Source organism: Sphingomonas sp. CBMAI 2297, assembly GCF_029870595.1.
Lineage (GTDB): Bacteria > Pseudomonadota > Alphaproteobacteria > Sphingomonadales > Sphingomonadaceae > Sphingomonas.
Map to the genome: position 1 here is coordinate 401,665 of NZ_JAPDIR010000003.1, position 22,594 is coordinate 424,258.

Sequence of the window (22,594 nt, forward strand, 5' to 3'; positions counted from 1 at the left end):
CGCCATTTCCATACCTTAAATTCGAATCGGAGAGGCGAGTGATGCGCAGCTATCTGAAGCAGTTCATCGGGGGCGAGTGGGTCGAGAGCCAGGGCGGCACCCGGCACGAAGTGATCAACCCCGCCACCGAGGAAGCCGTGACCGAGATCACGCTCGGCTCCGCTGCCGATGTCGACCGCGCGGTCGCCGCGGCGCGCAAGGCGTTCGAAAGCTTCTCGCGCACCAGCGTCGACGAGCGGGTGGCGCTGATCGAGGCGATCCTGGCCGAATACAAGGCGCGCGCCGGCGACATGGCCGAGGCGATCAGCCAGGAGATGGGCGCCCCGATCAGCCTGGCCCGGACCGCGCAGGTCGGCTCCGGCCTCGGCCATCTGATGTCCGCCGCCAAGGCGCTCCGGGAATTCCAGTTCGAGGAGCAGATCGGCAACAGCCTGGTCGTGCACGAGCCCATCGGCGTCGTCGCGATGATCACGCCCTGGAACTGGCCGCTCAACCAGATCGTCTCCAAGGTCGCGCCCGCGCTCGCCGCCGGCTGCGCCATGGTGCTGAAGCCCAGCGAGGAAGCGCCGCGCTGCGCGATGATCTTCGCCGAGGTGCTCGCCGCCGCCGGGGTGCCCGCGGGCGTGTTCAACCTCGTCAATGGCGACGGGCCCGGCGTCGGCACCGCGCTTTCGCGCCACAAGGGCGTCGACATGGTGAGCTTCACCGGCTCCACGCGCGCCGGCGTGCTCGTCGCGAAGAACGCGGCGGAGACAGTGAAGCGCGTGCATCAGGAGCTGGGCGGCAAATCGCCTTCGCTGATGCTCGAGGGTGCCGATCTCGGCCGTGCGGTGCAGACCACCTTGTTCAGCGTGCTGATGAATTCGGGGCAGAGCTGCATCGCTCCCACCCGGCTGCTCGTGCCCAGGGGCATGCAGGAACAGGTCGCCGCCGCCGCCGCTGAAGTGATGAAGGCCACCCATACCGGCGACCCGGCCGAGGAAGGCCGCCATATCGGCCCGCTGGTCAACAAGACCCAGTGGGAGAAGGTCCAGGGCCTGATCGCCCGGGGCATGGAGGAAGGCGCGAAGCTGGAGGCCGGCGGCCCCGGCCGGCCGGACGGCGTCGAGACCGGCTATTTCGTCCGCCCGACGCTCTTCTCGGGCGTGCGGAACGACATGACGATCGCCCGCGAGGAGATTTTCGGCCCGGTGGTGACGATCATCCCCTATGAGGACGAGGAAGACGCGGTCCGCATCGCCAACGACACCGATTACGGCCTGTCCGCGGTCGTCTTCGGCGACGCTGCCGCCGTGAAGCGCGTCGCGCCGCGGCTGCGCGCCGGCATGGTCTATGTGAATGGCGGCCAGCCGGATCCGAACCTGCCCTTTGGCGGCTACAAGCAATCGGGCAATGGCCGGGAGCACGGCAAGTTCGGCCTGGCCGAGTTCATGGAAGTGAAGGCGATGGTCGGCGCGCTGGCGTGATGCGCGCGGCCTTCCTCCTCCCGCTCGCGCTGCTCGCGCCGTCCATCGCGGCGGCGCAGCAGGCCGGCGACCGGTTCCAGCTCGTCCGCACCACCCTGGTCGAGCAGCGCGGCCCCGGCACGATGCGCAGCACGCAGAACAGCGACGCGCTGATCGAGCGCATCGTCGCGGTGACGCCGGCCGGAGTCGAGCTCGAATTCGGCCTGTCGCCCGGCAGCCAGGGAGGCGACTGGACCTTCCCGGTGCGCGTGTTCCAGCCCCAGGACGGCCCGCGCCAGCTGCGCGACCGCGCCGAGCTGGAGGGGCGGATCGACAAATGGCTGAAGGACGCCGGCCTGACGCGCGCGGCATGCGGGCACTGGGTCGCCGGCTGGACGGCCTTTCGCGTCGAGTGCGACCCTGATGCGGCGCTGCGCACGGTGGATGCCTTCGCGATCGGCCAGCTGAAGCTCGTCGACGGCGCCCCCTATGCCGATGCCCAGGCGGCGCGCCCGGCGCCGCTCAAGGCCAGGCCCGACGGCAAGGGCTTCACCGCCGAGCTGGCCGTCGACCCCGCGACCATCCGCGACGAACTGGCCCGGGCCGATGTCGCGGCGGCCGAGCTCGGCGGGCAGGCGCTCGGCCTGGACGCCGCCCGCAAGGCGCATGCGGGCGACCAGGTCTCGGGCACGATCAAGGTGACGATCGAGCTGGCCGGCACCGTCAGCCGCCGCACCCGCGTCGTCGCCTGGACGATCACCCGGGGCGGCCAGACCGAGACGCGCACCACCACCGAGAGAGTCGAGCGCCGCCCGATCGTGCAGCGCGTCGATCCGAGCAGCATCTGATCTCCTCCCTCTCCCCTGAAGGGGAGAGGGAGATCGCCACCGCCTCCCGCCTCTCAGGGCAGCAGGATCGTCGATCCCGTCGTCCGGCCCGCCTCCAGCGCCCGGTGCGCCTCGGCCGCGTCCTCCAGCGCGAACCGCTGGTTGACGTCCACCCGCACCGCGCCCGAGCGCAGCATCTGGAACAGCCGGGCGCTGCCCGCGGCGCGCTCCTCGGGCGTCACATAATAGTCGAACATCGTCGGCCGGGTCACGTAGAGCGAGCCCGCCCGGGCCAGCGCGCCCAGCGCCACGCCCTCCACCGGCCCGCTGGCATTGCCGAAGCTCACCACCAGCCCGCGCCGCCGGGCGGACGCCAGCGACGCCTCCCAGGTCGCCTTGCCGACGCCGTCGAGCACCACTTCCACGCCCGCGCCGCCGGTGATCTCGCGCACCCGCGCGGCAATGTCGTCCTCGCGCGAGAGCAGCACATGGTCCGCCCCCGCCGCGCGCGCCAGCGCCACCTTGTCGCCATGCCCCACCGTCGCGATCACCGTCGCGCCGATCGCCTTCAGCCAGCGCACCGCGATCTGCCCGACGCCGCCCGCCGCGGCATGGACGAGCACCGTCCAGCCGGGCTCGACCCGGGCGCAGCGCTCGACCAGGAATTCCACCGTGCCGCCCTTGAGCAGGGCCGCCGCCGCGGTCTCGTCATCGATATCGTCGGGCAGCGCGAACAGGATCTTCGCCGGCACGTTGCGCGCGGTCGCATAGGCGCCCAGCCCCGGCCCGAAGGTCGCCACCCGGTCGCCGACCGCGAAGTCGCTCACGCCCTCGCCCACCGCCTCGACCACGCCCGCCGCCTCGCCGCCCAGCCCGCTCGGCAGCGGCACCGGGTACAGGCCCGAGCGGTGATAGGTATCGATGAAATTGAGCCCCACCGCGGTGTTGCGCATCCGCACTTCGCCCGGGCCCGGCGGCGCCAGCACGACATCGCTCCACCCGATCACCTCGGGCCCGCCCGTCCGCTCGATCCGCGCCATCCGTTCCATATGTGCGACTCCCGTCAGAATACCGGCCATACCCATAGGATCAGCGGCGTCCCCACCACCAGCACCAACACCGAAAGCGGCGCGCCCAGCCGGGCATAGTCGCCGAACCGATAGCCCCCCGGCCCCATCACCAGCGTGTTGCACTGATGGCCGATCGGGGTGAGGAAGTCGCAGCCCGCGCCCACCGCGGTCGCCATCAGGAACGCCTCGGGGCGATAGCCGAGCTGCCCCGCGAAGGTCGCCGCGATCGGCGCCATCACCAGCACGGTCGCGGCGTTGTTGAGGAAGGGCGTCACCGCCATCGCCGCCGCCAGGATCAGCGCCACCGCGCCCCAGGGCGGCAGCGTCGCGGCGAGCTGCCCCAGCCAGTCGCCGATGATCCGGCTCGCCCCCGTGGTCCGCAGCGAATCGGAGACCGGGATCAGCGCGCCCAGCATCACCAGGATCGGCCATTCGATATGGTCGTACGCCTCGCGCACCGGCAGCGCGCCGAGCAGGATGGTGAGCCCGGCGGCCGCGAAAAAGGCCACCGCCACCGGCACATAGCCGAGCGCGGTCGCCGCCATCGCCGCGGCCAGGATGGCGACCGGCAGCAGCCCCTTGCGGGCGCTGCCCAGCCGCAGCGCCCGCTGGGCAAGCGGCAGGCAGCCCAGCTCGCCCAGCCGTTCGAACAGCAGCTCGAGCGGGCCCTGCAGCACGATCACATCGCCCGCCTGCAGCACGATCGCGCCCAGCCCGCTCGCCAGCCGCTCGCCCTGGCGCGACACCGCGATCAGGTTCACCCCGAAGCGCTCGTGCAGGCCCAGCCGCCCGGCGCTGCGCCCGATCAGCGGGCTGTCGGTGCCGATCACCGCCTCGATCACCCCCACCTCGCCCTCGGCGCCCTCCGGCCGCTCGCGCTGCGAGCCCTCCAGCTCCAGCCGGTCGCCGGCGATCACGCGCTCCAGGCTGTCGGGCGCGCCGGTGAGAATCAGCCGGTCCTCGGCCCGCAGCGCCGTGTCGGGGAAGGGCGTCGCGCGGATGCCGGCGCGCAGGATCGCGGTGACCGTCACTTCCTGGTCATGACGCGCGCGAAAGGCGGCGACGGTCTCGTCCACCGCCGGCGATCCGGCGGGAATCTCCGCCTCGGTCACATAGTCCTGGATGTCGATCGCCTCGCCCAGGGTCGGCGCGGCCCGGCGGTCGCGCGGCAGCAGCCGATAGGCGAAGCGCAGGAAGACCAGCCCCATCAGCGTCAGCCCCAGCCCGACCGGCGCATAGTCGAACATGCCGAAGGGCTGCCCGATCATCTCCTCGCGCACCCGGCTGACGATGATATTGGGCGAAGTGCCGATCAGCGTGATCAGCCCGCCGAGCAGCGAGGCGAAGGACATCGGCATCAGATAGGCGGCGGGCGAGGTGTTCGAGCGCTTCGCCATCTGGAAGGCAACCGGCATCATCATCGCCAGCGCCCCGATATTCTTGACCAGGGCCGAGGTGAAGCCGACCGAGGCGCAGAGCAGCAGCAGCTGCGAGCGGATCCGCGTCACTCGCCGCTGCAGCACCAGCATCGCGCGCTCGATCACGCCCGAGCGCTGCACCGCGCCCGAGAGCACGAGCGCGCTGGCGACGATGATCACGATGTCGTCGGAAAAGCCGGTAAAGGCCTGTTTGGGGCTGACGATGCCCAGCGCCAGCGCGGCGAGCAGCGCGATCACCGCGACCATGTCGTAGCGGAAACGCCCCCAGATGAAGAGCAGCATCATGCCGGCGAGCACGCCGACGGAAAGCAATTGGGGCGCGTTCATTGCGCAAGGAACGCCGCGCGATGGTTTCGGGTCCGTGCCCTTTCATCCCCTCTCCCTTCCAGGGAGGGGAATGCCCTCAGTGCACCGTCCCCACCGCGCGGCCGACCGACATCAGCACGATCAGCCGCTCGATCTGGCGCCAGCGGCAGAAATGGATGTGGTTGCCAAGGTCGCGGCTGCGATCGGCAAGCGCCGCCGCCTCGCTGCCGGCAAGCTCGCCGAACCGGGCGATGAGTTCGTTGGCGTCGGCGATTTCGCAGCGATCGCCGAGATAAGGCATCATGTCCATGCGCGCACGAGACTCACGCATCGTGCCAGTTTCGCGGAACGCCCCGCTTCGCGCGCCATGCGATGCTGAATTTCCGCTAACCATGCCGGAAACGCCGTATCGCCTGCCCCGGTTCGGCACAGGTGGCGTCCCGGCCCGGGACGTGGCAGAGGAGCGGTCATGACCAAGACCCCCTCCAAGACGCCGATGGCCGGCGGCTTCCTGCTCGCGCTCAGCCTGATCGTCGGCGTGTTCGCCGGCATCGCCCGCGGCGAGGCCTCGTTCGGCTTCGTCGTCGGCCTGGGCATCGGCATCGCGCTGCTGGTCCTGGTGTGGCTGGTCGATCGGATGCGGACGGGGCGGTGAACCGGGATTGAAGCCGATCGGGCTTCGATCGCATGCGTCATCCCGATCTACTTCGCCGCCCGCGTGCAGGCGGGGACGGCGGAGGGGTTTTGGCCCGGCGGGATAAACGCCCCCGCCGGAAAGGATCCGGAGTGGATCAGATCGCCCGGCCCAGCCAGGCCACCCGCCCCACCACGTCGACCAGCGCCGCCGGCACGATCCGCGCTTCCCAGGCCGGATTGTCCGAGATCACTTCGATCCCGCCCACGCCGGCGCGCAGCCGCTTCACCATCAGTTCGCCGTCGAGCCGGATCACGAACACCCCGCCCCGCCCCTCGATCCGGCGGCGGTCGCGGTCCACCAGTATCTCGTCGCCGTCCTCCAGCGTCGGCGCCATCGAATCGCCCTTCACCCGGATCATCGACGCGGCCTCGGCGCGCACGCCCAGCGCGCGCAGCAATTCGGGCGCGAAGCTCCCCGGCCGCCGCCGCGCCTCGCCCTCCACCAGGCCGCCGGGGCCGGCCGAAGCGCCGACGTCGAGCCGCGCCACCGCGACCATCCCCGCCATCTCGGGCCCGCCCAGCCGCGCTTCCGCCACCCCGAAATAACGCGCGAGCAACGCGCGATCCGCCTCCGCCAGCAGCCGCGGCGTGCCGCGCACCAGATATTGCTGGAGATAGGCCAGGTTGCGCCCGAGCAGCCGCGAAAGCTCGGAAAGGCTCGCGCCATTCTCCGCCACCAGCGCCGCCAGCGCGGCTCGTTGCGCCTCCGGTCCCATAGTGTCTCCATACTCGTAGGATTTTTCCTAGACAAGTAGGAAATGGAGAACAAATTAGGAACGATCTTGAGCGAATCGGACGGGAGACAGGCGGATGTCGGTACATCGCAAGATCGAGAAGTTCCTTCGGGCGACGGACATGCCGCCCACCAAGTTCGGCCGGCTGGCAGTGCGCGATCCGCGCTTCGTGCTCGACCTGCGCCGCGGCCGGGAACCCGGCCCGCGCGTCATCGCGCGGGTCGAGGCGTTCCTGGCCGCCCAGCAGCCCCCGCGGCGCGAGGCCGGGCAATGAGCCGAGGCCCCGATGCGGAAACCATGCTCCGCCGCGCGCTGGAGGCGAGCGCGGAGGCGGCGGGCTGCCCGGTCGTGCTGGTCGAATCGGACTGGACGCGCTGGGCCAGCGCCACCTTCACCGGCGCGCGCCACCTCCTCGCGCTCGCCGCCCCGCCCTCGGGGGCGCTCGATGCCTGGATCGCCGGGCTGCCCGATGCGGAGCTGCGCCTGCGCGGCCATCTGGTGGCGGACCTGGCAGTCGAGCATGTCCGCCGCGCGGGCGATCGGGTGACGGTCTCGCTCGAGGTGCTGACGGTGGAGGAAGGGCGGTGAGCGTTCACCCAGCATATGTCCTCCCCGCGAAAGCAGGGATGACGAAAGAGACGATCCGGCGCGGTATCAGGCCGTCCGGCGGGCCAGGTTGCGCAGCGTGACCAGCGCCTCTTCCAGCCCGCGCTCCTGCTGCTTCGGCTGCGGCTGGGCCGCGGGCGCCAGGCCCTTGTCGGCCACGCCGCGCTCCAGCCGCTCGAGCAGCGCATGGATCGACGCGTCGGTCTCCGGCCGGGCGATCCGCTCGCGCGGGAGCGGCGGCATCGGGGCTTCGGCGGCGGGTTCCGGCACGTGGCGGCGCACCGCCGGGGTCAGCTCGAAGATCTCGAACCGCTCGCTCTCGTCGAAGATCGACGGGCGCGGCGTGCGGCGCAGCGGGGCGAGCGGCACCGGCGCGGGCTTGGGCACGGCCGGAATCGCCTGCGGATCGAAGGCCGAGAGCGGCTGGTCGAAATCGGCCGGCAGGTCCTGCTCGGCGAGCGGCTGGAAGCCGCGCGCGTGGATGTCGCGACTTTCGGGACCTTCCGGCGCCGCGGCGGCCGGCTCGGGAGCGGGAATTGGGGCCTCCGTGGCGTAGACTTCGGAAACTTCCGGCGCCGCGATCACGGGCGCGGGCGCGGTGGCCATCACCGGCGGCGGCACCGGGGCCGCGGCGGCGGGCCCGGGCGCCTGCACCACCGGCTCCGGCGCCTTGGGCGGCGTGATCGCGCGCGGCGGGAAGATCGCGTCGAAATCGATATGCTCGTCCTCGGGCTCGGCCGGCGCGGGCACGGCGGCACGGATCTCGAGGAACGGCCGGCCCAGGTCGCGGGTGGCGAGCAGCGGCGGGCGCGGCGGCGCGTCGGGATGCGCATCGGCGCGGCGGAGCACCGGCAGCGGCACCTCTTCCGGGTCGAGCGCGACGTCTTCCGCCTCGCCGATGGTCAGCCCGCGCGAGCCGAGCAGGATGAAGGCGGAGAGCCACATGAACGCGCCTACGAACGCCCCGGTGCCCAGCGCCACCGCAAGGCGGGCAGTGGTGCCCAGCGGCGGCTCGGCCGCGGCGAGGATGGCGGGAAGACCGGAATCCATCACCAGCGCCTCGAGCGCGGGCACGGGGATCATCGCCACGCCAAGCGCGGCGAGCCCCCCCGCGACCGCGGCGATCAACGGCGCCAGCGGCAGGTTCATGCGCTCACCATGGGCGTGTGCGACCACGAGTCTTCCATGGCCCCGATCTTGGCGAGTCTTTGGTAAACGGAGTCATAACGGCCGACATTGATCGCCCAGCTGCGCTCCGCCTCGACAAAGGCGCGGCCGCGCGCGCGCCGCGCGTCCCATCCGTCGCGCTCGGCGAAGAGCCGGGCCACGGCCTGGGCGAGCGCCGCGGGATCGTCGGGCCGGAACAGCGTGCCGGTATCGCCGTCGCGGATCAGCTCGCGATGCCCGCCCACGTCCGATGCCGCGACCAGCCGGCGCTGCGCCATCGCCTCGAGCGGCTTCAGCGGCGTCACCAGGTCGGTGAGGCGCATATGCTTGCGCGGATAGACCAGCACGTCGATCACGCTGTAGTAACGCTCGACCTGCTGGTGCGGCACCCGGCCGACGAAATGGATGCGATCGGCGACCGGCGAGGCCGCCGCCTGCGCCGTCAGCGCCGCGTCGCACGGCCCGCCGCCGACCAGCACCAGGTGCAGCTTCGGCCGCGCGGCGACCAATGCGGGCATCGCGTCGATCAGCACGTCGAGCCCCTCATAGTCGTAGAAGCTGCCGATGAAGCCGATCGTCTCGGCGCCCTCGATCCCCAGCTCCCCGGCCAGCGCCCGGTCATACGCCAGGGGTTCGCCGAACAGCCCCAGGTCGACGCCGTTGGGCGAGATCAGGATCTTGCCCGGATCGATCCCGCCCCGGGCGACCAGGTCGTTCTTCAACCCCTCGCAGATCACCGCCACGGCATCGGCCCGGCGCACCGCCCTGGTTTCCAGCCAGCGGATCGCCCGGTATTTCCAGCTGCCCTCCGTCCCGGTGCCGTTGCCCACGGCCGCGTCTTCCCAAAAGGCACGGATCTCATAGACCAGCGGCAGGCCGAGCCGGTCGGCCACGCGCTGCGCCGCCATCGCGCCCAGCACCGGCGAATGGGCGTGCAGCACGTCCGGCCGCCACCGGCGCGCCACCGCTTCGATCCGCCGCGCGAACGCCGCAACCTCGCGCAGCTCGCCGATCACCGGCGGCCCGGAATTCACTCGCGGCGTCCGGTAGAAGCGGATGCCGTCGATCGTCTCCTCGTCGGTATCGAACTTGCCGTGGCGCGGGCTGGTCACCGCGGCGACTTCCCAGCCCCGTGCCATCTGCGCCTTCAGGATCGCGCGGGTCCGGAACGTATAGCCGCTGTGCAGCGGCAGGCCGTGATCGAGGATGTGGAGGATCCGCATGGCCGCGCATTGGCACAGGAGCACTTAACGCCGCGTCAACCGCATCCCGCTACACCGGCGCTTCGAAGCAGGAGCGCCGACGGGCACATGATCGACAATCTATCGCTCGCGATCTCGCACGGGCTGATGCTGCTCGCGGCCTTCCTGCTGCTGCGCCGCCCCGATCTCGACCACGAACCCGGCCCCGGCGACCAGCCGTCCAAGGCCAAGCCCAGCCGATGGGGCAAGCCCGGTGCGTGATCTCGTCTTCGTCGCCTTCCTGCTGGCCTTTTTCGGGATGGGCTTCCGCAAGCCGTTCCTCTTCGTGCTCGTCTACGCCTATATCGACATCGTCTCGCCGCAGCGGCTCACCTATCTCCTGCTCAACTCGGTGCCGATCTCGCTGATCGCGGTGGGCCTGTCGGTGCTCGGCTGGCTGGCGATCGACGACAAGCGCGACGTGCGGGTCGCGCCGCGCCAGCTGATGATCGTCCTGCTGCTCGCCTATTGCTTCTACACCACCAAGAACGCCGACTTCAAAGTCGAGGCCCTGGACAAATGGGACTGGGTCTGGAAGGCGCTCGCCTTCGCCGCCTTCCTGCCGCTGACCCTGCGCACCAAGCTGCGCATCGAGAGCCTGTTGCTGTTCATGATCCTCTCCGCCGCGTCGATCATCATCGTCGGCGGGATCAAGACGCTCGGCTCGGGCGGCGGCTATGGCGAGCTGAACCTGATGGTCGCCAACAATTCGGGCCTGTACGAAGGCTCCACCATCTCTACCGTCGCGATCGCGATCATCCCGCTGATCGTCTGGTTCATGCGGTTTGGAACCATTTTCCCGCCCGACTGGAAAGTGAAGGGCTTCTGCATCGCCCTCATCTTCGCCTGCCTGCTGATCCCGATCGGCACCTCGACGCGCACCGGCCTGCTCTGCATCGGCCTGGTCGCGCTGCTGATGCTCCGCGACACCAGGCGCAAGTTCGTCTATCTGGCCGCGCTGGGCTGTCTCGGCCTCGTCGCCGTGCCCTTCCTGCCCTCGGCCTTCACCGAGCGCATGGGCACGATCAAGACCTACAAGGCGGATGCCTCGGCCTCCACCCGCCTCGCCGTGTGGCAATGGACGATGGACTATGCCAAGACCCATCCGCTGGGCGGCGGGTTCGAGGCCTATCGCCAGAACCATATCCGCTACGAGAAGGTCGCCGTGGAGAGCGACGGCGCCGGCCAGGCCACCGTCGACCGCAGCCTGGAGGTGGACAAGGCCCGCGCCTATCACAGCGCCTATTTCGAGATGCTCGGCGAACAGGGCTATCCCGGCCTGGCGCTGTGGCTGACGATCAACCTGCTCGGCATCTTCCGCATGGAAGTGCTGCGCCAGCGCTATCGCAAGCCCGAGCCGGGGCAGGAATGGGTCGCGCCGCTCGCCTCGGCGCTGCAGACCGCGCACATCGTCTACATGCTGGGAGCCACCTTCATCGCCATCGCCTTCCAGCCCTTTGTCTACATGCTGATCGGCGCCCAGATCGGACTCGACACCTATATGGCCCGCAAGCGCGAGGAAGCGAGCTGGCGGCCGCTGCGCAAGGCAAGGCCGGCGCTGGCATGAAGGACGGGCAAGCCAGGAGGGAACTCAGGGCCCTGACCAGCGTCCGCGGCATCGCGGCCTGGTTCGTGGTGTTCTTCCACATCCGCTTCGCATTGGGCCTGCCCGATCCGGAGCTGCACCTGCTCGCCAAGGGCTATCTGGCGGTCGACTTCTTCTTCCTGCTCTCCGGCTTCGTCATCTGGATGACGTGGAGCGAGCGCATCCGCGCCGGCGGGCCGGCCGCGGTGCCGGGCTTCCTGCGGCGGCGAGTCGCCCGGGTCTGGCCGCTGCACCTGTTCATGCTCGGGGTCGGCGTGGCGATCGCGGCGGCGCTGGAGCTCACCGGGCGGGGCAGCGACCAATTCCCCTGGCACGAGCTGCCGCTCCACGTGCTGCTGCTCCAGAACTGGGGCTTCACCGGGCATCTGACCTGGAACGATCCGGCCTGGTCGATCTCGTGCGAGCTGGCCGCCTATCTGCTCTTCCCGCTGCTCGCCCTTGCGATCGACTGGCGGCGCGTGCCCGGCTGGGCGGTGATCGCCGCCATCGCCGCGCTGCTCGGCCTGCTCCACGCGATCTTCGCCAGCCGCGGCGCCTGGGCGCTCGGCCAGGAGATCACCAGCCTCGGCCTGGTCCGCTGCGTGATCGAGTTCGCCGCCGGCACCGCGATCGCCGCGCTCTGGCTGCGCTGGCGCGAACGGTGGCGCGCGCCCGCGCTGGCCGCCGCCGCGCTCGCCCTCGCCTTCGCGGCCGGCTGGGCGCTGGGCCTGCCCGAGACCTTGGCCGCGCCCGCCACCTTCGCCGCGCTGCTGCTGGCGCTGGGGCTCACCGCCGCGCGCCGCGGCAATCCGCTCGAGGCGGGCTGGATCCATTATCTGGGCGAGATCAGCTACGCGACCTATCTCTCCCATTATCTCCTCTGGTTCGCGTTCAAGCTCGCCTTTGTCGAGAACGAGCATGCGGTGCCCTGGCCGCTGGTCGGCGGCTTCCTGCTGCTCGTGCTGCTCGCCTCGATCGCGCTCTACCATCTGGTCGAGCGGCCGGCGCAGCGCTGGGTGAACGCCGCCCGGCTTCCCCGGGGCGCGCCGAAACGGGCGCTGCCCTAGGCCCGCCTCCGGAACGAAGCGAAAGGCCGCGCATTGACCCGGGCATCGCGAGGAGGACCATGCCCGAACCCGAGATCGTCTATGTCGACGACCAGCAGCCCGGCATCACCCGGCGCAAGGTGCGCCATGGCTGGGGCTATCGGGACAGCGACGGCAAGCGCATCGGCGATCGCGACACGATCGACCGGCTGAACGCGATCGGCCTGCCCCCGGCCTATGCGGATGCCTGGTTCTGCCCGGATCCGCACGGCCATATCCAGGCGACCGGCCATGACGAGAAGGGCCGCAAGCAATATCGCTACCACGCCGCCTTCCGCGAGGCGCAGGAGGCCGCCAAATATGATCGCTGCGCCGATTTCGGCGCGCATCTGGCCAGGCTCCGCGCCCGGGTGGCGCACGATCTCGGCCTGCGCGGCCTGTGCCGGGAGAAGGCGATCGCCGCCGTGGTCCGCCTGCTCGATCTCGGCAGCATCCGCGTGGGCAACGAGCAATATGTCCAGGCGAACAAGAGCTTCGGCGCCACCACGCTCCGCAAGCGCCATGCCCGGGTGAAGGGCCGCACGCTCCGCCTCCAGTTCCGCGCCAAGTCGGGCAAGCTGCGAGTGCTGACGATCACCGACGGCTCGCTCAGCCGCTTCGTCCGGAAATGCCAGGACCTGCCCGGGCAGCACCTGTTCCGCTGGCTCGACGAGGCGGGGGAAGCGCACCCGGTCACCTCGACCGACGTCAATGCCTATATCCGTGCGGCCATGGCCGAGGATTTCACCGCCAAGCATTTCCGCACCTGGGGCGCCAGCGTGCTCGCCTTCCGCGCATTGGCCGGCGCGCGCGAGCATCTCGGCCTCAAGGCGATGCTCGAGCCGGTGACCGAGGCGCTGGGCAACACGCCCGCCATCGCCCGCAAATCCTATGTCCACCCCGCGCTGGTCGATCTCGCCAAGGATCGCGAGGCGCAGGCGGCGTGGCGCGCCGGTCTCCACTTGCCCCGCGCCACGCGCTGGCTCAATCGTTACGAACGCGGCCTCATCGCCTATCTCGAGCGCGAGGCCGCACATAACCAGCCCCGAAAGGCCGCATGATCATCAATCGCACCGCCACCGGCTTCCCGCAGAGCGAGGACCTCCAGATCCAGGCCGAGGTCTTCGCCACCGACAGCTGGACATGGGCCCAGTCGCACTGGCTCCAGATCCTGATCGCCACCGGCATCGCCATCGCGGTGTTCTTCCTGCTCCAGGCGATCAAGGGCTGGGGCGCGCGGGTGTGCAAGAAGGGCGAGGGCGTGGCCAGCTGGTACGCCGTCATCGGCCGCGCGGTCGCCAAGACCGGCAATTTCTTCATCCTCATGGCCTCGATCCGGCTGGTCACCGGCTATGCCGGCCCCCCGCGCATGGTCGAGAGCACGGTCGAATTCCTCTTCACCATCTCTGCCGCTTTCCAGTGCGCGATCTGGCTGCGCGAGCTGATCTTCGGCGCGATCGAGAACAGGACCAGCGCCGACAATTATCATGGCTCCGGCCTGGCCAGCGCGCTCGGCATCATCCGCATCCTGATCACCGTGGTGCTCTTCGCGATCGCAACCGTGATGGTGCTCGGCAATCTGGGCGTCAACGTCACCGGCCTGATCGCCGGCCTCGGCGTCGGCGGCATCGCCATCGGTCTCGCCGCCCAGGGCATCTTCGCCAATCTCTTCGCGGCATTGACCATCATCTTCGACCGCCCCTTCCGCGTCGGCGACAAGATCCGCTTCGATCGCAACAGCGGCACCGTCGTGTCGATCGGCCTGATGAGCACGCGCATCCGCTCCTTCATCGGCGAGGAGCTGGTCTTCTCGAACAAGCAGCTGCTCGACAAGCTGATCGAGAATCTCTCGCTGCGCCACCACACCCGCACCAAGCTGCCGATCGGCGTCGCCTATGAAACTCCCGTGGAGAAGCTCGAGGCGCTGCCGGCGATGTTCCGGGAGATCGTCGAGCAGGCCGGCGGCACGCTCTCGCGCGCCAGCACCGAAGGCTTCGGCGCCAGCTCGATCGATTTCGTGATCGAGTTCGACGTCGAGGGCGACGACGTGCCGCACGCCCAGATCGTGCGCGACAAGATCATGTTCGCGATCCTGCGCCGGTTCGCCGCCGAGGGCATCTCGATCCCCTACCCGACCCAGACCAGCTATACCGCCGATCCCAGCGGCAGGTTCATCCTGCCCTATCCGGAGGAAGCCAAGGCCTGAGCGCCCGCGCCGGTGACAATCTGGAGTGAAGATCCATGCTCAAGGACCATAGCAGCCACGCGATCCTCCCCTGCCGGGACATCGCCATCGCCAGGGCCTTCTATACCGGGACGCTCGGCCTGCCGCTGGTCGCGGATCATGGCGAGGTGTTCCTGCTCCGCACCGGCGCCACGCTGCTCAACGTCTATCGCAGCGACTTCGCCGGCACCAACCAGGCCAATGCCGTGGTCTTCGACGTGCATGACGACCTGGAGGCGATCGCCGCCGATCTTCGCGCCAAGGGCGTAAGGCTGGAGGAATATCCGGGCGGCTTCGAGCGGGTGGAGGACGGCGTCCACATCCTCGGCGATTTCCGCGCGATCTGGTTCAGGGATCCCGACGGCAACATCCTCCACGCCAACAGCGGCGGGTGACGGCCCGACTCGGAAACATCGACTTTCGAATATCGGGTTTGCACAATCGCCGCGCCGTCGCCGTGTTACGTGCCTAGCCGGACGCTACGTAAGCCGTGAATTTCAAATTTCCGGTCGGCCGAGGCTTGCGGGAGCCACTGCCTCGCCACTAGATGGGCGCAGAACAGGGCGAGAGGACTGCTATCTTGGCGACGATCACCGTGCAGCAGATGGCCGAGAGCATTGGCACCGAACGCGTTTCCGACTGGGTGGAAGTCACCCAGGCGATGATCGACCAGTTCGCCGAGGCGACCGGCGACCACCAGTTCATCCATGTCGATCCCGTCCGCGCCGCACAGACGCCGTTCGGCGGCACGATTGCCCATGGCTTCCTCACGCTCTCGCTGATGCCGATGCTCGCCGCGCGCACCGATGCGCCGGCGATCGCGGGCGCGAAGATGGGCGTCAATTATGGCGGCAACAAAGTCCGTTTCATGCAGCCGGTACGCTCGGGCAAGCGCGTCCGCGGCCGTTTCAAGCTGCTGAAGTTCACCGAGCGCAAGCCCGGCGTCTGGGAACAGGTCCAGGAATATGCGCTCGAGGTCGAAGGCGAGGCGAAGCCCGCGCTGATCGCCGAGTGGATCGCGCTGGTGTATGTATGAGCGGCGCGCGCATCGCTCCCCTCGAAAGGCCGTTCCCGCCCGCGTTCGATGCCCAGATGCAGGCGCTGATGCGCGGCGCCGAACCGCTGCGGCTGTTCACCACGCTGGCGAAGTCGGAGCGCGCCTGGACGAAATTCTCGGCCGGCTCGCTGCTCGACCGCGATAGCCCGCTCTCGCTGCGGCAGCGCGAGATCGTCATCCACCGCACGACGGCGCGGTGCGGCTGCGAATATGAATGGGGCGTCCATGCGGCGATTTTCGCGCCGGCCGTGGCGGTGGACGCGGCGCAGCTCCACGCCACCGTGCACGGCCCCGCCGACGCCGCGACATGGAGCCCGGAGGAGCGCGTGCTCCTCGCCACGGTCGACGCCTTGCTCGACGAGCGCCGGCTGGGCGACGACGCCTGGGCCGGCCTCAAGGCACATTTCAGCGACGAGCAGGCGTTCGAAATCGTCCAGCTCGTTGCCTTCTACCACGGCGTGGCGCTCATCTGCGGCGCGTTCGATCTTCCACTCGAAACCCAAGCGGCACGCTTTCCCGCCGCCTGAAGGAGAATAAGTCCATGCCTCGCTCCGCAGTCATCGTCTCCACCGCCCGTACCGGCATCGGCCGCGCCTATCGCGGCGCGTTCAACGCCACGCCGGCGCCGACGCTCGGCGCGCATTCGATCAAGGCCGCGGTCGAGCGCGCCGGCATCGATCCGGCGGAAGTCCAGGACGTGGTGTTCGGCGCCGCGCTCCAGCAGGGCAGCCAGGCCGGCAACATCGCCCGCACCGCGCTGCTGCGTGCCGGCCTGCCCGTCACCGTCGCCGGCATGTCGGTCGATCGCCAGTGCGCCTCGGGCCTGATGGCGATCGCGACGGCCGCGAAGGAGATCATCGTCGACAATATGGACATCGCCATCGGCGGCGGCGTCGAATCGATCAGCCTGGTCCAGACCCCGCAGATGCGCGTCGAGCCCGATCGCGAGCTGCTCGCGATGCATGGCGACATCTACATGCCGATGCTGCAGACCGCCGAAGTGGTCGCCGCCCGCTACGGCATCGGCCGCGACCGCTGCGACGCCTATGCCCTCCAGTCGCAGCAGCGCACCGCCGCCGCGCAGGCCGCGGGCAAGTTCGACGACGAGATCGTGCCGGTCACCGCGACGATGAACGTCGTCAACAAGGAAACCAAGGAAGTCTCCCAGAAGGAGATCACGCTCGCCAAGGACGAGGGCAACCGCCCCGAGACCACGCTCGAGGGCCTGCAGTCGCTCCAGCCGGTGCTGCCGAACGGCACCGTCACCGCCGGCAACGCCTCGCAGCTGTCGGACGGGTCCTCGGCCAGCGTGCTGATGGAGGAGAAGGTGGCGGAGAAGCGCGGCCTCACGCCGCTCGGCCGCTATGTCGGCATGGCCGTCGCCGGCACCAAGCCGGACGAGATGGGCATCGGCCCGGTCTTCGCGATCCCGAAGCTGCTCGAGCGCTACAACCTCAAGATGGACGATATCGGCCTGTGGGAGCTGAACGAGGCATTCGCGGTGCAGGTGCTGTATTGCCAGGATCAGCTGGGCATCCCGAACGAGCTGCTCAACGTCAATGGCGGCGCGATTTCGATCGGCCATCCCTATGGCATGTCGGGCGCCCGCATGACCGGCCATGCGCTGATCGAAGGCAAGCGCCGCGGCGCGAAATATGTCGTCGTCACCATGTGCATCGGCGGCGGCATGGGCGCGGCCGGCCTGTTCGAGGTGCTGTGATCGCCCTTCGTTGAAGAAGGGCACCTGCAATGCTATAGAGGTGTTGCAAGCGTCATTGGGTTCGTCCCGTTGATATGGGCCCCGGTCGTGCCAGCGACCGGGGCCCAAATCGTTCGGGGCCCGGCTGGCAGGCCGCCCTTCATTGAAGGTCAACGCCCGCCATGCTATCCAGGCGGCAGGCGATGACATAGGCGCCTTTCTGTGAGCCCCGGTTGTGTCAGCAACCGGGGCTCAAACGTTTGGGCCCCGAGTGTCAGCTCGAGCCCCGCCCGTGCACCTATTTCTTTCGAGCCATCTCGATCACCTTCACGATCAAGGTCGCAAAGGCGAACAGCACGCCCAGAAACAGGCACAGATCGGCGAATGACATAGGTTCACCTTTCTGTAGCGGCGGCAGGATTGCCGCCACGCCGAACCTACATCCGGATCGATCATGTGCCGGGAGCCTGGCCCGTAACGGACGCGTCTACCGAACCCGCGTGAAATAGTTCGTCCGCATCACCGGCTTGCCGTCCGCGCCGATATAGCCGGCGGTCTCGATCATGGTCTTCCCATCCGGCGCGACCGTGTAGATCCGCGTCGAGGCGGGAACGCCGCCCTTGCCGAGCACCATCACCAGCACATTGGGCGCCGGCAGCTTGACCGCGGCGATATCGGCTTCCGGGCTGCCCTCCACCACATAGGGCGTGCCGTCGGGCGTATAGGTGCCGGCCGTATGGTTCTCATAATCCTTGCCGATGATGTCGACCCGGGTATGCCACCGGCCGTCGGCCAGCGCGCCATAGGTGATCGTCACGCTCTTCGGCCGCGCCTCGGGCGGCATGGGCAGGCGCTCGAGATCGACCGCCCAGCTGCCGAGCAGAGGCGATGGCGGCGCCTGCTGGGCCAGGGCAGGCGCGGCATGGCTCAGGCCGGCCGCCAGCAGAATCGCGAAAAACGCCTTCATCCATCTCTCTCCCATGGTAGATCCGGCGAGAGGATATGCCGAAGGTCGACGCGCAGTCCCGCTGTAACTCCCATGTAACGATTTAAATCCGGCTGTAACAAAGCCGCTTGCAAGGGCGGCCCTGTTCGTTTTACGCTCTGACAACGCTGCCAATCGTAATCTTGTTGCTCATGCGGCAACGGCTATCGATAGCGGCATCCGGACCTCGCAAAGCGGGGCCGACAGGACAGGGGGTGCGCCCATGGGCGAGGACTTGGCGTTGGTGGCCGATATCGGCCGCCAGTCGGTGCGATTCGGGCTGACCGGCGGCGAAGCCGGGCCGGCACCGCGCGACATCCGCCGCTTCTCGACCAGCGAGCATCCGACCTTCACCAGCGCCCTGGTTTCCTATCTCAGCGGGCTTGGCCTGCAGGATGCGCGGTTGCCGAGCGTGCTGGCGGTGGCCGGCGCGGCGCGCGGCGACCTGATCAACCTGACCGGCAGCCGCTGGTATATCTCGCTCTCCGGCGTCGAGGCGGTGCTGCGCGCGCCGCCCCGCGCGCTCAACGAATGCGCCGCCAATGCGCTGGCGCTCACCACCCTGCCGCCCAGCGCCTTCACCGCGCTGCACGGTCCCCCGCCCCGCGCCGTCGAGCCCGACGGCAATTATGTGGTGATCGGCACCGGCACCGGGCTTGGCGTCGCCGCGCTGATCAGCACGGGCGGGCGGCTCGTCCCGGTGCAGAGCGAAGCCGGTCACATCGCTTTCGCGCCCGAGACGGCGGACGAGCGCAAGTTCGCCGAATTCTGCCGCGCGCGCGGCCATGCGCTCGACGTGGAGGCGCTGGTCAGCGCACCTGGACTGTGCCTCGCCTATGCGGCGTTGTCGGGGGGCACCAAGGTGGCTTCGCCCGAGGACGTCACGCGCGGCGCCGCGCGTGATCCGGTCGCGGCAGCCGTGGTCCGCATGTTCGTCGAGCATCTCGGCGCCTTTGCCGGGGATCTCGCGCTCGCGTTCGGGGCCTGGGACGGCATCTATCTCACCGGCGCGATCAGCCGCGCCCTCCACCCCCATCTCATGGACCCCGGCTTCCGTCGCCGGATGGAGAGCAAGGCCGTGTTCCGCCGCCAGCTGGCCGAAGTCCCGGTGGCGCTGGTCAATCGCAACGATCTCGAGCTGATCGGTGCGGCGGCGGCCTATGGCAATGCCTGACGCCGCCCGCCCCGCGAGCTTGCCCCGCGTGACGGATGGCGCTTGACGCTGGGGGTCGCCCGAGCCACCCCATCCCCATGACCGGCCCCTCGCTAGCGCACCGCATCCGCACCGAAGCGCACGCCATCTGGTTCGCGGTGCGCGATCCGCGCACACCGTTGATCGCCAAGCTGGTGGGCGTGCTGGTCGCCGCCTATGCGCTGTCGCCGATCGACCTGATCCCGGATTTCATCCCCGTCCTCGGCCTTGTCGACGATGCGATCGTCATTCCGATCGGCGTCTGGCTGTTCGAGAAGCTGATCCCGCCCGCGCTCCTCGCCGAGCACCGCGCCCGCGCCGAGATCGAGACGCAGCGGCCGGTGAGCTGGCCCGGGGTGCTGATCATCCTGGCGATCTGGGCGAGCGTGGCGTGGCTGATCTGGAGCGTGGTCGCGACCAGCGAGTATAACTAGGCAAGCGTCGCCCCTAGCCCCGGGTTGGCGACTCAATCAGCAAACCGCGTCATCCCCGCTATCCCTTCAACCGTCATCCCCGCGCGGGCGGGGATCCAGGGCAGCGCGGCGCGACCGAAGCGATCACGCGGATGCTTGCCGGAAACGGCAAAGCGAGCCTCGCCGTTCTTGCCCTTCGCCCTCAATCCCCGCCTGCGCGGGGATGACGGTGCCTGTCGATTGCGGGCGGCCCCAGGCTCTAGGCGGAATGCGCCGTCATCCACTGCTCCAGGATCGGCGCGATGCGGTTGCGCCACTTGGAGCCGTTGAAGATGCCGTAATGGCCCACGCCCTCGGCGAGATGATAATGCTTCATCTCCTCGGGCAGCGCGGTCGCGATGGTCAGCGCCGCCCTGGTCTGGCCGATGCCCGAGATATCGTCCTTCTCGCCCTCGATCGCGAGGATCGCCACGTCGCGGATCGCCGCCGGATCCACCTTGCGCCCGCGATGCGTCATCGTACCCCGGGGCAGCGCATGCGCCTGGAACACCGTGTCGATCGTCTGGAGGTAGAATTCCGCGGTCATGTCGCAGACCGAGCGATACTCCTCGTAGAACTTCATCGTCGCCTCGGCGCTCTCGTCGTCGCCCTGGACGAGATGCTTGAACATCTCCCAGTGCGAGATCATGTGGTTGCCGAGGTTCATCGTCATGAAGCCCGCGAGCTGCAGGAAGCCCGGATAGACCTTCCGCCCCGCGCCGGCATAGCTCATCGGCACGGTCGCGATGACGTTCTGCTCGAACCAGCTGAACGGCCGCTCGGTGGCGAGCGTGTTCACCGCGGTCGGCGCTTCGCGCGTGTCGATCGGGCCGCCCATCATGGTGAGCGTCGCCGGGCGGTTCGGATGCGCGTCGGCGCTCATCACCGCCACCGCGGCATAGGCCGGTACCGAGGGCTGGCACACCGCCAGCACGTGCGGCCGCGGATCGCCGTCCTTGCCGATAAAGGCGAGGAACTCGACCAGATAATCGATATAGTCGTCGAGGTCGAAGCGGCCGGCCGCCAGCGACACCAGCTTCGCGTCGCGCCAGTCGGTGATGTAGACGTCCGCCACCGGCAGCATCCGCTCGACCGTGCCGCGCAGCAGCGTGGCATAATGGCCGGACATCGGCGCGACGATCAGCAGCTTGGGGCTGCCCTCCACGCGCGCGCCATCTTCGGTGGTGCGCACGAAGCGCTTGAGCTGGCCGAACGGCTTGCGCAGCACCACTTCCTCATGGACGGCGACCTGCCGGCCGTCGATCACCGTGCGATCGAGCCCGAATTCCGGCTTGCCGCGCGGCGCGGAGGCATGCGCGAACACCTCGAGCGCCGAGGCCAGCACCGGCCCGCCGCCGAAATAGGCGAACGGATTGGCGGGGTTGTTCAGCAGACCGGCGGAAAAATTGGCCAGCGCGCTCGCACCTGCGAGAAGCGAGCGCTGAATCTCATAAGCGTCGTACAGCATTGCGTCCCTTCCGCCGTCCCCCTCCCCAAAAACGGCGGCGGCTATGTTAGCGTTATAGGCGAGCCGTGCTGCGGCGCAACGCCGGGCGAGGCCGTAATGCGACGGAACGATGCCCCGCGCCCATACCGCAACCACGAAATCCCGGCCGACATCCGGCTAACCCCCTCTGTATGCACGACGAACTGGCCGTTCCGGAATTCCTGTGGATATCCGGCCGCCCCGTCCCGGCAAAGGACGGTTCCCCTCTCTCTCCAATCGCGCTAGTCCGCCGCGCATGGCCGAACCCGTCCCGCCTGCGCCCGCGCTCCCCGCCTCCGATGGGCCGCAGCGGCGCAAGATCTCCAATCTCCTGGTCGTGTGGGGCTTCACGCGGCGCTACCCGCTCCAGCTGCTGGTCGCGATCGTCGCGCTGATTGGCTCGTCGCTGACGACGCTGCTGATCCCCCGCACCTTCCAGAAGATCGTCGACCATGGCTTCGCCGCCGGGGCGGACACCAGCCGGATCGGCATCTATTTCCAGGGGCTGCTGCTCGTCGTGGTGGCGCTCGCGGCGTTCACCGCGGTCCGCTTCTATTTCGTCTCCTGGCTGGCCGAGCGCACCGTCGCGGACCTGCGCATGGCGGTGCATCGCAACCTGCTCCGCCTCCCGCCCAAATGGTTCGAGGAGAACCGCCCGTCCGAGATCGCCTCGCGCCTCACCGCGGACACCGCGATCGTCGAGCAGGTGGTCGGCTCCACCGTCTCGATCGCGCTCAGGAACCTGCTCACCGGCGTGGGCGGCGTCATCTATCTCTTCGCGCTCGCGCCCAAGATCGCCGCCTATCTCGTCGTCGGCATCCCGGTCACCATCCTGCCGATCGTCTGGCTGGGCAGCCGGGTGCGGCAATTCTCGCGCACCAGCCAGGACCGGGTGGCCGATGTCGGCGCGATCGCTTCCGAGACGCTGGGCGCGATGCGCATCGTCCAGGCCTTCGGGCAGGAGCAGCGCGAGGCCGAGCGCTTCCAGGGTGCCGTCACCCGCACCTTCGAGGCGGGCAAGCGCCGCTTCGGCCTGCGCGCGATCATGACGGCGCTGGTGATCGGCTCGCTGTTCACGGCGATCACGCTGATCGTATGGGCCGCGGTGGCCGATGTCGCCGCCGGCCGGCTCTCGGGCGGATCGATCATGGCGTTCGTGCTCACCGCGGGCCTCGTCACCGGCTCGTTCGGCGCGCTCACCGAAGTCTATGGCGACCTGCTGCGCGCCTCGGGCGCGGCCAGCCGCCTTGCCGAGCTGCTCCACCAGGAGCCCGACATCGCGGCCCCCGCCAGCCCCG

Annotated in this window: 26 protein-coding genes; 17 read left to right on the forward strand and 9 right to left on the reverse strand. The window is 69.3% G+C overall.

Annotated elements, in window-relative coordinates; all coding sequences use genetic code 11:
• Positions 1–41 precede the first annotated feature (41 nt).
• Together OMP43_RS06815 and OMP43_RS06820 are read left to right on the forward strand one after the other, a co-directional pair.
• Positions 42–1,466 carry an aldehyde dehydrogenase family protein gene (locus tag OMP43_RS06815; RefSeq protein WP_280278972.1) on the forward strand — a complete coding sequence of 475 codons (1,425 nt, stop codon included), beginning with the start codon at positions 42–44 and terminating at the stop codon, positions 1,464–1,466.
• Positions 1,466–2,293 (forward strand): hypothetical protein, encoded by an 828-nt coding sequence (locus OMP43_RS06820; protein ID WP_280278973.1) that lies wholly within the window; start codon positions 1,466–1,468, stop codon positions 2,291–2,293. The genes OMP43_RS06815 and OMP43_RS06820 overlap by 1 nt, the downstream gene beginning before the upstream one ends.
• 53 nt (positions 2,294–2,346) lie before the next feature.
• Here OMP43_RS06820 and OMP43_RS06825 read toward each other — a convergent pair whose 3' ends face one another.
• From OMP43_RS06825 to OMP43_RS06835, 3 genes are all read right to left on the reverse strand, one after another.
• A complete protein-coding gene (locus tag OMP43_RS06825) occupies positions 2,347–3,321 on the reverse strand; it encodes a quinone oxidoreductase (protein ID WP_280278974.1) in 975 nt (324 codons plus the stop codon).
• Between the two features lie 14 nt (positions 3,322–3,335).
• Complete coding sequence (locus OMP43_RS06830) at positions 3,336–5,108, reverse strand: SLC13 family permease (protein ID WP_280278975.1); 1,773 nt, start codon at positions 5,106–5,108, stop codon at positions 3,336–3,338.
• 76 nt (positions 5,109–5,184) lie between these two features.
• On the reverse strand, positions 5,185–5,397 hold the full coding sequence (locus tag OMP43_RS06835) for a hypothetical protein (protein ID WP_280279000.1): 213 nt from the start codon (positions 5,395–5,397) through the stop codon (positions 5,185–5,187).
• 159 nt (positions 5,398–5,556) lie between these two features.
• On the opposite strand from OMP43_RS06835, the gene OMP43_RS06840 reads away from it, so the two are divergent.
• On the forward strand, positions 5,557–5,742 hold the full coding sequence (locus tag OMP43_RS06840; protein ID WP_280278976.1) for a hypothetical protein: 186 nt from the start codon (positions 5,557–5,559) through the stop codon (positions 5,740–5,742).
• A gap of 136 nt (positions 5,743–5,878) precedes the next feature.
• On the opposite strand, the gene OMP43_RS06845 is transcribed toward OMP43_RS06840, so the two are convergent.
• Positions 5,879–6,499, reverse strand: a complete 621-nt coding sequence (locus OMP43_RS06845) for a S24 family peptidase (RefSeq protein WP_280278977.1) — start codon at positions 6,497–6,499, stop codon at positions 5,879–5,881.
• A 94-nt stretch (positions 6,500–6,593) separates the two neighbouring features.
• On the opposite strand from OMP43_RS06845, the gene OMP43_RS06850 reads away from it, so the two are divergent.
• A complete protein-coding gene (locus OMP43_RS06850) occupies positions 6,594–6,791 on the forward strand; it encodes a hypothetical protein (RefSeq protein ID WP_280278978.1) in 198 nt (65 codons plus the stop codon).
• Complete coding sequence (locus OMP43_RS06855; protein WP_280278979.1) at positions 6,788–7,105, forward strand: hypothetical protein; 318 nt, start codon at positions 6,788–6,790, stop codon at positions 7,103–7,105. The genes OMP43_RS06850 and OMP43_RS06855 overlap by 4 nt, the downstream gene beginning before the upstream one ends.
• Before the next feature lie 66 nt (positions 7,106–7,171).
• On the opposite strand, the gene OMP43_RS06860 is transcribed toward OMP43_RS06855, so the two are convergent.
• Both OMP43_RS06860 and OMP43_RS06865 read right to left on the reverse strand, forming a co-directional pair.
• Positions 7,172–8,272 (reverse strand): hypothetical protein, encoded by a 1,101-nt coding sequence (locus OMP43_RS06860; RefSeq protein ID WP_280278980.1) that lies wholly within the window; start codon positions 8,270–8,272, stop codon positions 7,172–7,174.
• Positions 8,269–9,513 (reverse strand): TIGR04063 family PEP-CTERM/XrtA system glycosyltransferase, encoded by a 1,245-nt coding sequence (locus OMP43_RS06865; protein ID WP_280278981.1) that lies wholly within the window; start codon positions 9,511–9,513, stop codon positions 8,269–8,271. The genes OMP43_RS06860 and OMP43_RS06865 overlap by 4 nt, the downstream gene beginning before the upstream one ends.
• 87 nt (positions 9,514–9,600) lie before the next feature.
• Here OMP43_RS06865 and OMP43_RS06870 point away from each other — a divergent pair, with 87 nt between their 5' ends.
• The 9 genes from OMP43_RS06870 (at position 9,601) to OMP43_RS06910 (ending at position 17,202) form a co-directional block, all read left to right on the forward strand.
• Positions 9,601–9,753: a hypothetical protein gene (locus OMP43_RS06870; RefSeq protein WP_171012629.1), complete on the forward strand. Its 153-nt coding sequence runs from the start codon at positions 9,601–9,603 to the stop codon at positions 9,751–9,753.
• A complete protein-coding gene (locus OMP43_RS06875) occupies positions 9,746–11,098 on the forward strand; it encodes a putative O-glycosylation ligase, exosortase A system-associated (RefSeq protein ID WP_280278982.1) in 1,353 nt (450 codons plus the stop codon). Before OMP43_RS06870 ends, OMP43_RS06875 begins: the two co-directional genes overlap by 8 nt.
• Positions 11,095–12,183, forward strand: a complete 1,089-nt coding sequence (locus OMP43_RS06880; protein WP_280278983.1) for an acyltransferase — start codon at positions 11,095–11,097, stop codon at positions 12,181–12,183. Before OMP43_RS06875 ends, OMP43_RS06880 begins: the two co-directional genes overlap by 4 nt.
• A gap of 59 nt (positions 12,184–12,242) precedes the next feature.
• The gene (locus OMP43_RS06885) at positions 12,243–13,262 is read left to right on the forward strand and encodes a DNA topoisomerase IB (RefSeq protein WP_280278984.1); all 1,020 of its coding nucleotides are present in this window, start codon (positions 12,243–12,245) and stop codon (positions 13,260–13,262) included.
• Positions 13,259–14,407 carry a mechanosensitive ion channel domain-containing protein gene (locus tag OMP43_RS06890; RefSeq protein WP_280278985.1) on the forward strand — a complete coding sequence of 383 codons (1,149 nt, stop codon included), beginning with the start codon at positions 13,259–13,261 and terminating at the stop codon, positions 14,405–14,407. Before OMP43_RS06885 ends, OMP43_RS06890 begins: the two co-directional genes overlap by 4 nt.
• Before the next feature lie 35 nt (positions 14,408–14,442).
• Positions 14,443–14,820 (forward strand): VOC family protein, encoded by a 378-nt coding sequence (locus tag OMP43_RS06895; protein WP_280278986.1) that lies wholly within the window; start codon positions 14,443–14,445, stop codon positions 14,818–14,820.
• A 185-nt stretch (positions 14,821–15,005) separates the two neighbouring features.
• Positions 15,006–15,461, forward strand: coding sequence for a MaoC family dehydratase (locus tag OMP43_RS06900; protein WP_280278987.1), 456 nt, complete (start codon positions 15,006–15,008; stop codon positions 15,459–15,461).
• A complete protein-coding gene (locus OMP43_RS06905; protein ID WP_280278988.1) occupies positions 15,458–16,009 on the forward strand; it encodes a carboxymuconolactone decarboxylase family protein in 552 nt (183 codons plus the stop codon). Before OMP43_RS06900 ends, OMP43_RS06905 begins: the two co-directional genes overlap by 4 nt.
• A gap of 14 nt (positions 16,010–16,023) precedes the next feature.
• Positions 16,024–17,202: an acetyl-CoA C-acyltransferase gene (locus OMP43_RS06910; RefSeq protein ID WP_280278989.1), complete on the forward strand. Its 1,179-nt coding sequence runs from the start codon at positions 16,024–16,026 to the stop codon at positions 17,200–17,202.
• 277 nt (positions 17,203–17,479) lie between these two features.
• On the opposite strand, the gene OMP43_RS06915 is transcribed toward OMP43_RS06910, so the two are convergent.
• Positions 17,480–17,611 carry a hypothetical protein gene (locus OMP43_RS06915; RefSeq protein WP_280278990.1) on the reverse strand — a complete coding sequence of 44 codons (132 nt, stop codon included), beginning with the start codon at positions 17,609–17,611 and terminating at the stop codon, positions 17,480–17,482.
• A 57-nt stretch (positions 17,612–17,668) separates the two neighbouring features.
• Positions 17,669–18,148, reverse strand: coding sequence for a hypothetical protein (locus OMP43_RS06920; protein WP_280278991.1), 480 nt, complete (start codon positions 18,146–18,148; stop codon positions 17,669–17,671).
• Positions 18,149–18,389: 241 nt separating this feature from the next.
• On the opposite strand from OMP43_RS06920, the gene OMP43_RS06925 reads away from it, so the two are divergent.
• Positions 18,390–19,340 (forward strand): ROK family protein, encoded by a 951-nt coding sequence (locus tag OMP43_RS06925; RefSeq protein ID WP_280278992.1) that lies wholly within the window; start codon positions 18,390–18,392, stop codon positions 19,338–19,340.
• 77 nt (positions 19,341–19,417) lie between these two features.
• Entirely contained in the window at positions 19,418–19,792 is a 375-nt protein-coding gene (locus OMP43_RS06930) for a YkvA family protein (RefSeq protein ID WP_280278993.1), read from the forward strand.
• A 238-nt stretch (positions 19,793–20,030) separates the two neighbouring features.
• Here the strand turns inward: OMP43_RS06930 and phaZ are convergent, their stop codons facing one another.
• Positions 20,031–21,278 (reverse strand): polyhydroxyalkanoate depolymerase, encoded by a 1,248-nt coding sequence (phaZ, locus tag OMP43_RS06935; RefSeq protein WP_280278994.1) that lies wholly within the window; start codon positions 21,276–21,278, stop codon positions 20,031–20,033.
• 274 nt (positions 21,279–21,552) lie between these two features.
• On the opposite strand from phaZ, the gene OMP43_RS06940 reads away from it, so the two are divergent.
• Positions 21,553–22,594, forward strand: a 1,042-nt coding sequence (locus OMP43_RS06940; protein ID WP_280278995.1) for an ABC transporter transmembrane domain-containing protein, incomplete at its 3' end; no start/stop codon positions are given.

Bases quoted from the DNA above. Each gene is read 5' to 3' on its own strand.
- OMP43_RS06815 (WP_280278972.1), top strand. From the start codon at position 42: ATGCGCAGCTATCTGAAGCAGTTCATCGGGGGCGAGTGGGTCGAGAGC.
- OMP43_RS06820 (WP_280278973.1), top strand. From the start codon at position 1,466: ATGCGCGCGGCCTTCCTCCTCCCGCTCGCGCTGCTCGCGCCGTCCATC.
- OMP43_RS06825 (WP_280278974.1), bottom strand. From the start codon at position 3,321: ATGGAACGGATGGCGCGGATCGAGCGGACGGGCGGGCCCGAGGTGATC.
- OMP43_RS06830 (WP_280278975.1), bottom strand. From the start codon at position 5,108: ATGAACGCGCCCCAATTGCTTTCCGTCGGCGTGCTCGCCGGCATGATG.
- OMP43_RS06835 (WP_280279000.1), bottom strand. From the start codon at position 5,397: ATGGACATGATGCCTTATCTCGGCGATCGCTGCGAAATCGCCGACGCC.
- OMP43_RS06840 (WP_280278976.1), top strand. From the start codon at position 5,557: ATGACCAAGACCCCCTCCAAGACGCCGATGGCCGGCGGCTTCCTGCTC.
- OMP43_RS06845 (WP_280278977.1), bottom strand. From the start codon at position 6,499: ATGGGACCGGAGGCGCAACGAGCCGCGCTGGCGGCGCTGGTGGCGGAG.
- OMP43_RS06850 (WP_280278978.1), top strand. From the start codon at position 6,594: ATGTCGGTACATCGCAAGATCGAGAAGTTCCTTCGGGCGACGGACATG.
- OMP43_RS06855 (WP_280278979.1), top strand. From the start codon at position 6,788: ATGAGCCGAGGCCCCGATGCGGAAACCATGCTCCGCCGCGCGCTGGAG.
- OMP43_RS06860 (WP_280278980.1), bottom strand. From the start codon at position 8,272: ATGAACCTGCCGCTGGCGCCGTTGATCGCCGCGGTCGCGGGGGGGCTC.
- OMP43_RS06865 (WP_280278981.1), bottom strand. From the start codon at position 9,513: ATGCGGATCCTCCACATCCTCGATCACGGCCTGCCGCTGCACAGCGGC.
- OMP43_RS06870 (WP_171012629.1), top strand. From the start codon at position 9,601: ATGATCGACAATCTATCGCTCGCGATCTCGCACGGGCTGATGCTGCTC.
- OMP43_RS06880 (WP_280278983.1), top strand. From the start codon at position 11,095: ATGAAGGACGGGCAAGCCAGGAGGGAACTCAGGGCCCTGACCAGCGTC.
- OMP43_RS06885 (WP_280278984.1), top strand. From the start codon at position 12,243: ATGCCCGAACCCGAGATCGTCTATGTCGACGACCAGCAGCCCGGCATC.
- OMP43_RS06890 (WP_280278985.1), top strand. From the start codon at position 13,259: ATGATCATCAATCGCACCGCCACCGGCTTCCCGCAGAGCGAGGACCTC.
- OMP43_RS06895 (WP_280278986.1), top strand. From the start codon at position 14,443: ATGCTCAAGGACCATAGCAGCCACGCGATCCTCCCCTGCCGGGACATC.
- OMP43_RS06905 (WP_280278988.1), top strand. From the start codon at position 15,458: ATGAGCGGCGCGCGCATCGCTCCCCTCGAAAGGCCGTTCCCGCCCGCG.
- OMP43_RS06910 (WP_280278989.1), top strand. From the start codon at position 16,024: ATGCCTCGCTCCGCAGTCATCGTCTCCACCGCCCGTACCGGCATCGGC.
- OMP43_RS06920 (WP_280278991.1), bottom strand. From the start codon at position 18,148: ATGAAGGCGTTTTTCGCGATTCTGCTGGCGGCCGGCCTGAGCCATGCC.
- OMP43_RS06925 (WP_280278992.1), top strand. From the start codon at position 18,390: ATGGGCGAGGACTTGGCGTTGGTGGCCGATATCGGCCGCCAGTCGGTG.
- OMP43_RS06930 (WP_280278993.1), top strand. From the start codon at position 19,418: ATGACCGGCCCCTCGCTAGCGCACCGCATCCGCACCGAAGCGCACGCC.
- phaZ (WP_280278994.1), bottom strand. From the start codon at position 21,278: ATGCTGTACGACGCTTATGAGATTCAGCGCTCGCTTCTCGCAGGTGCG.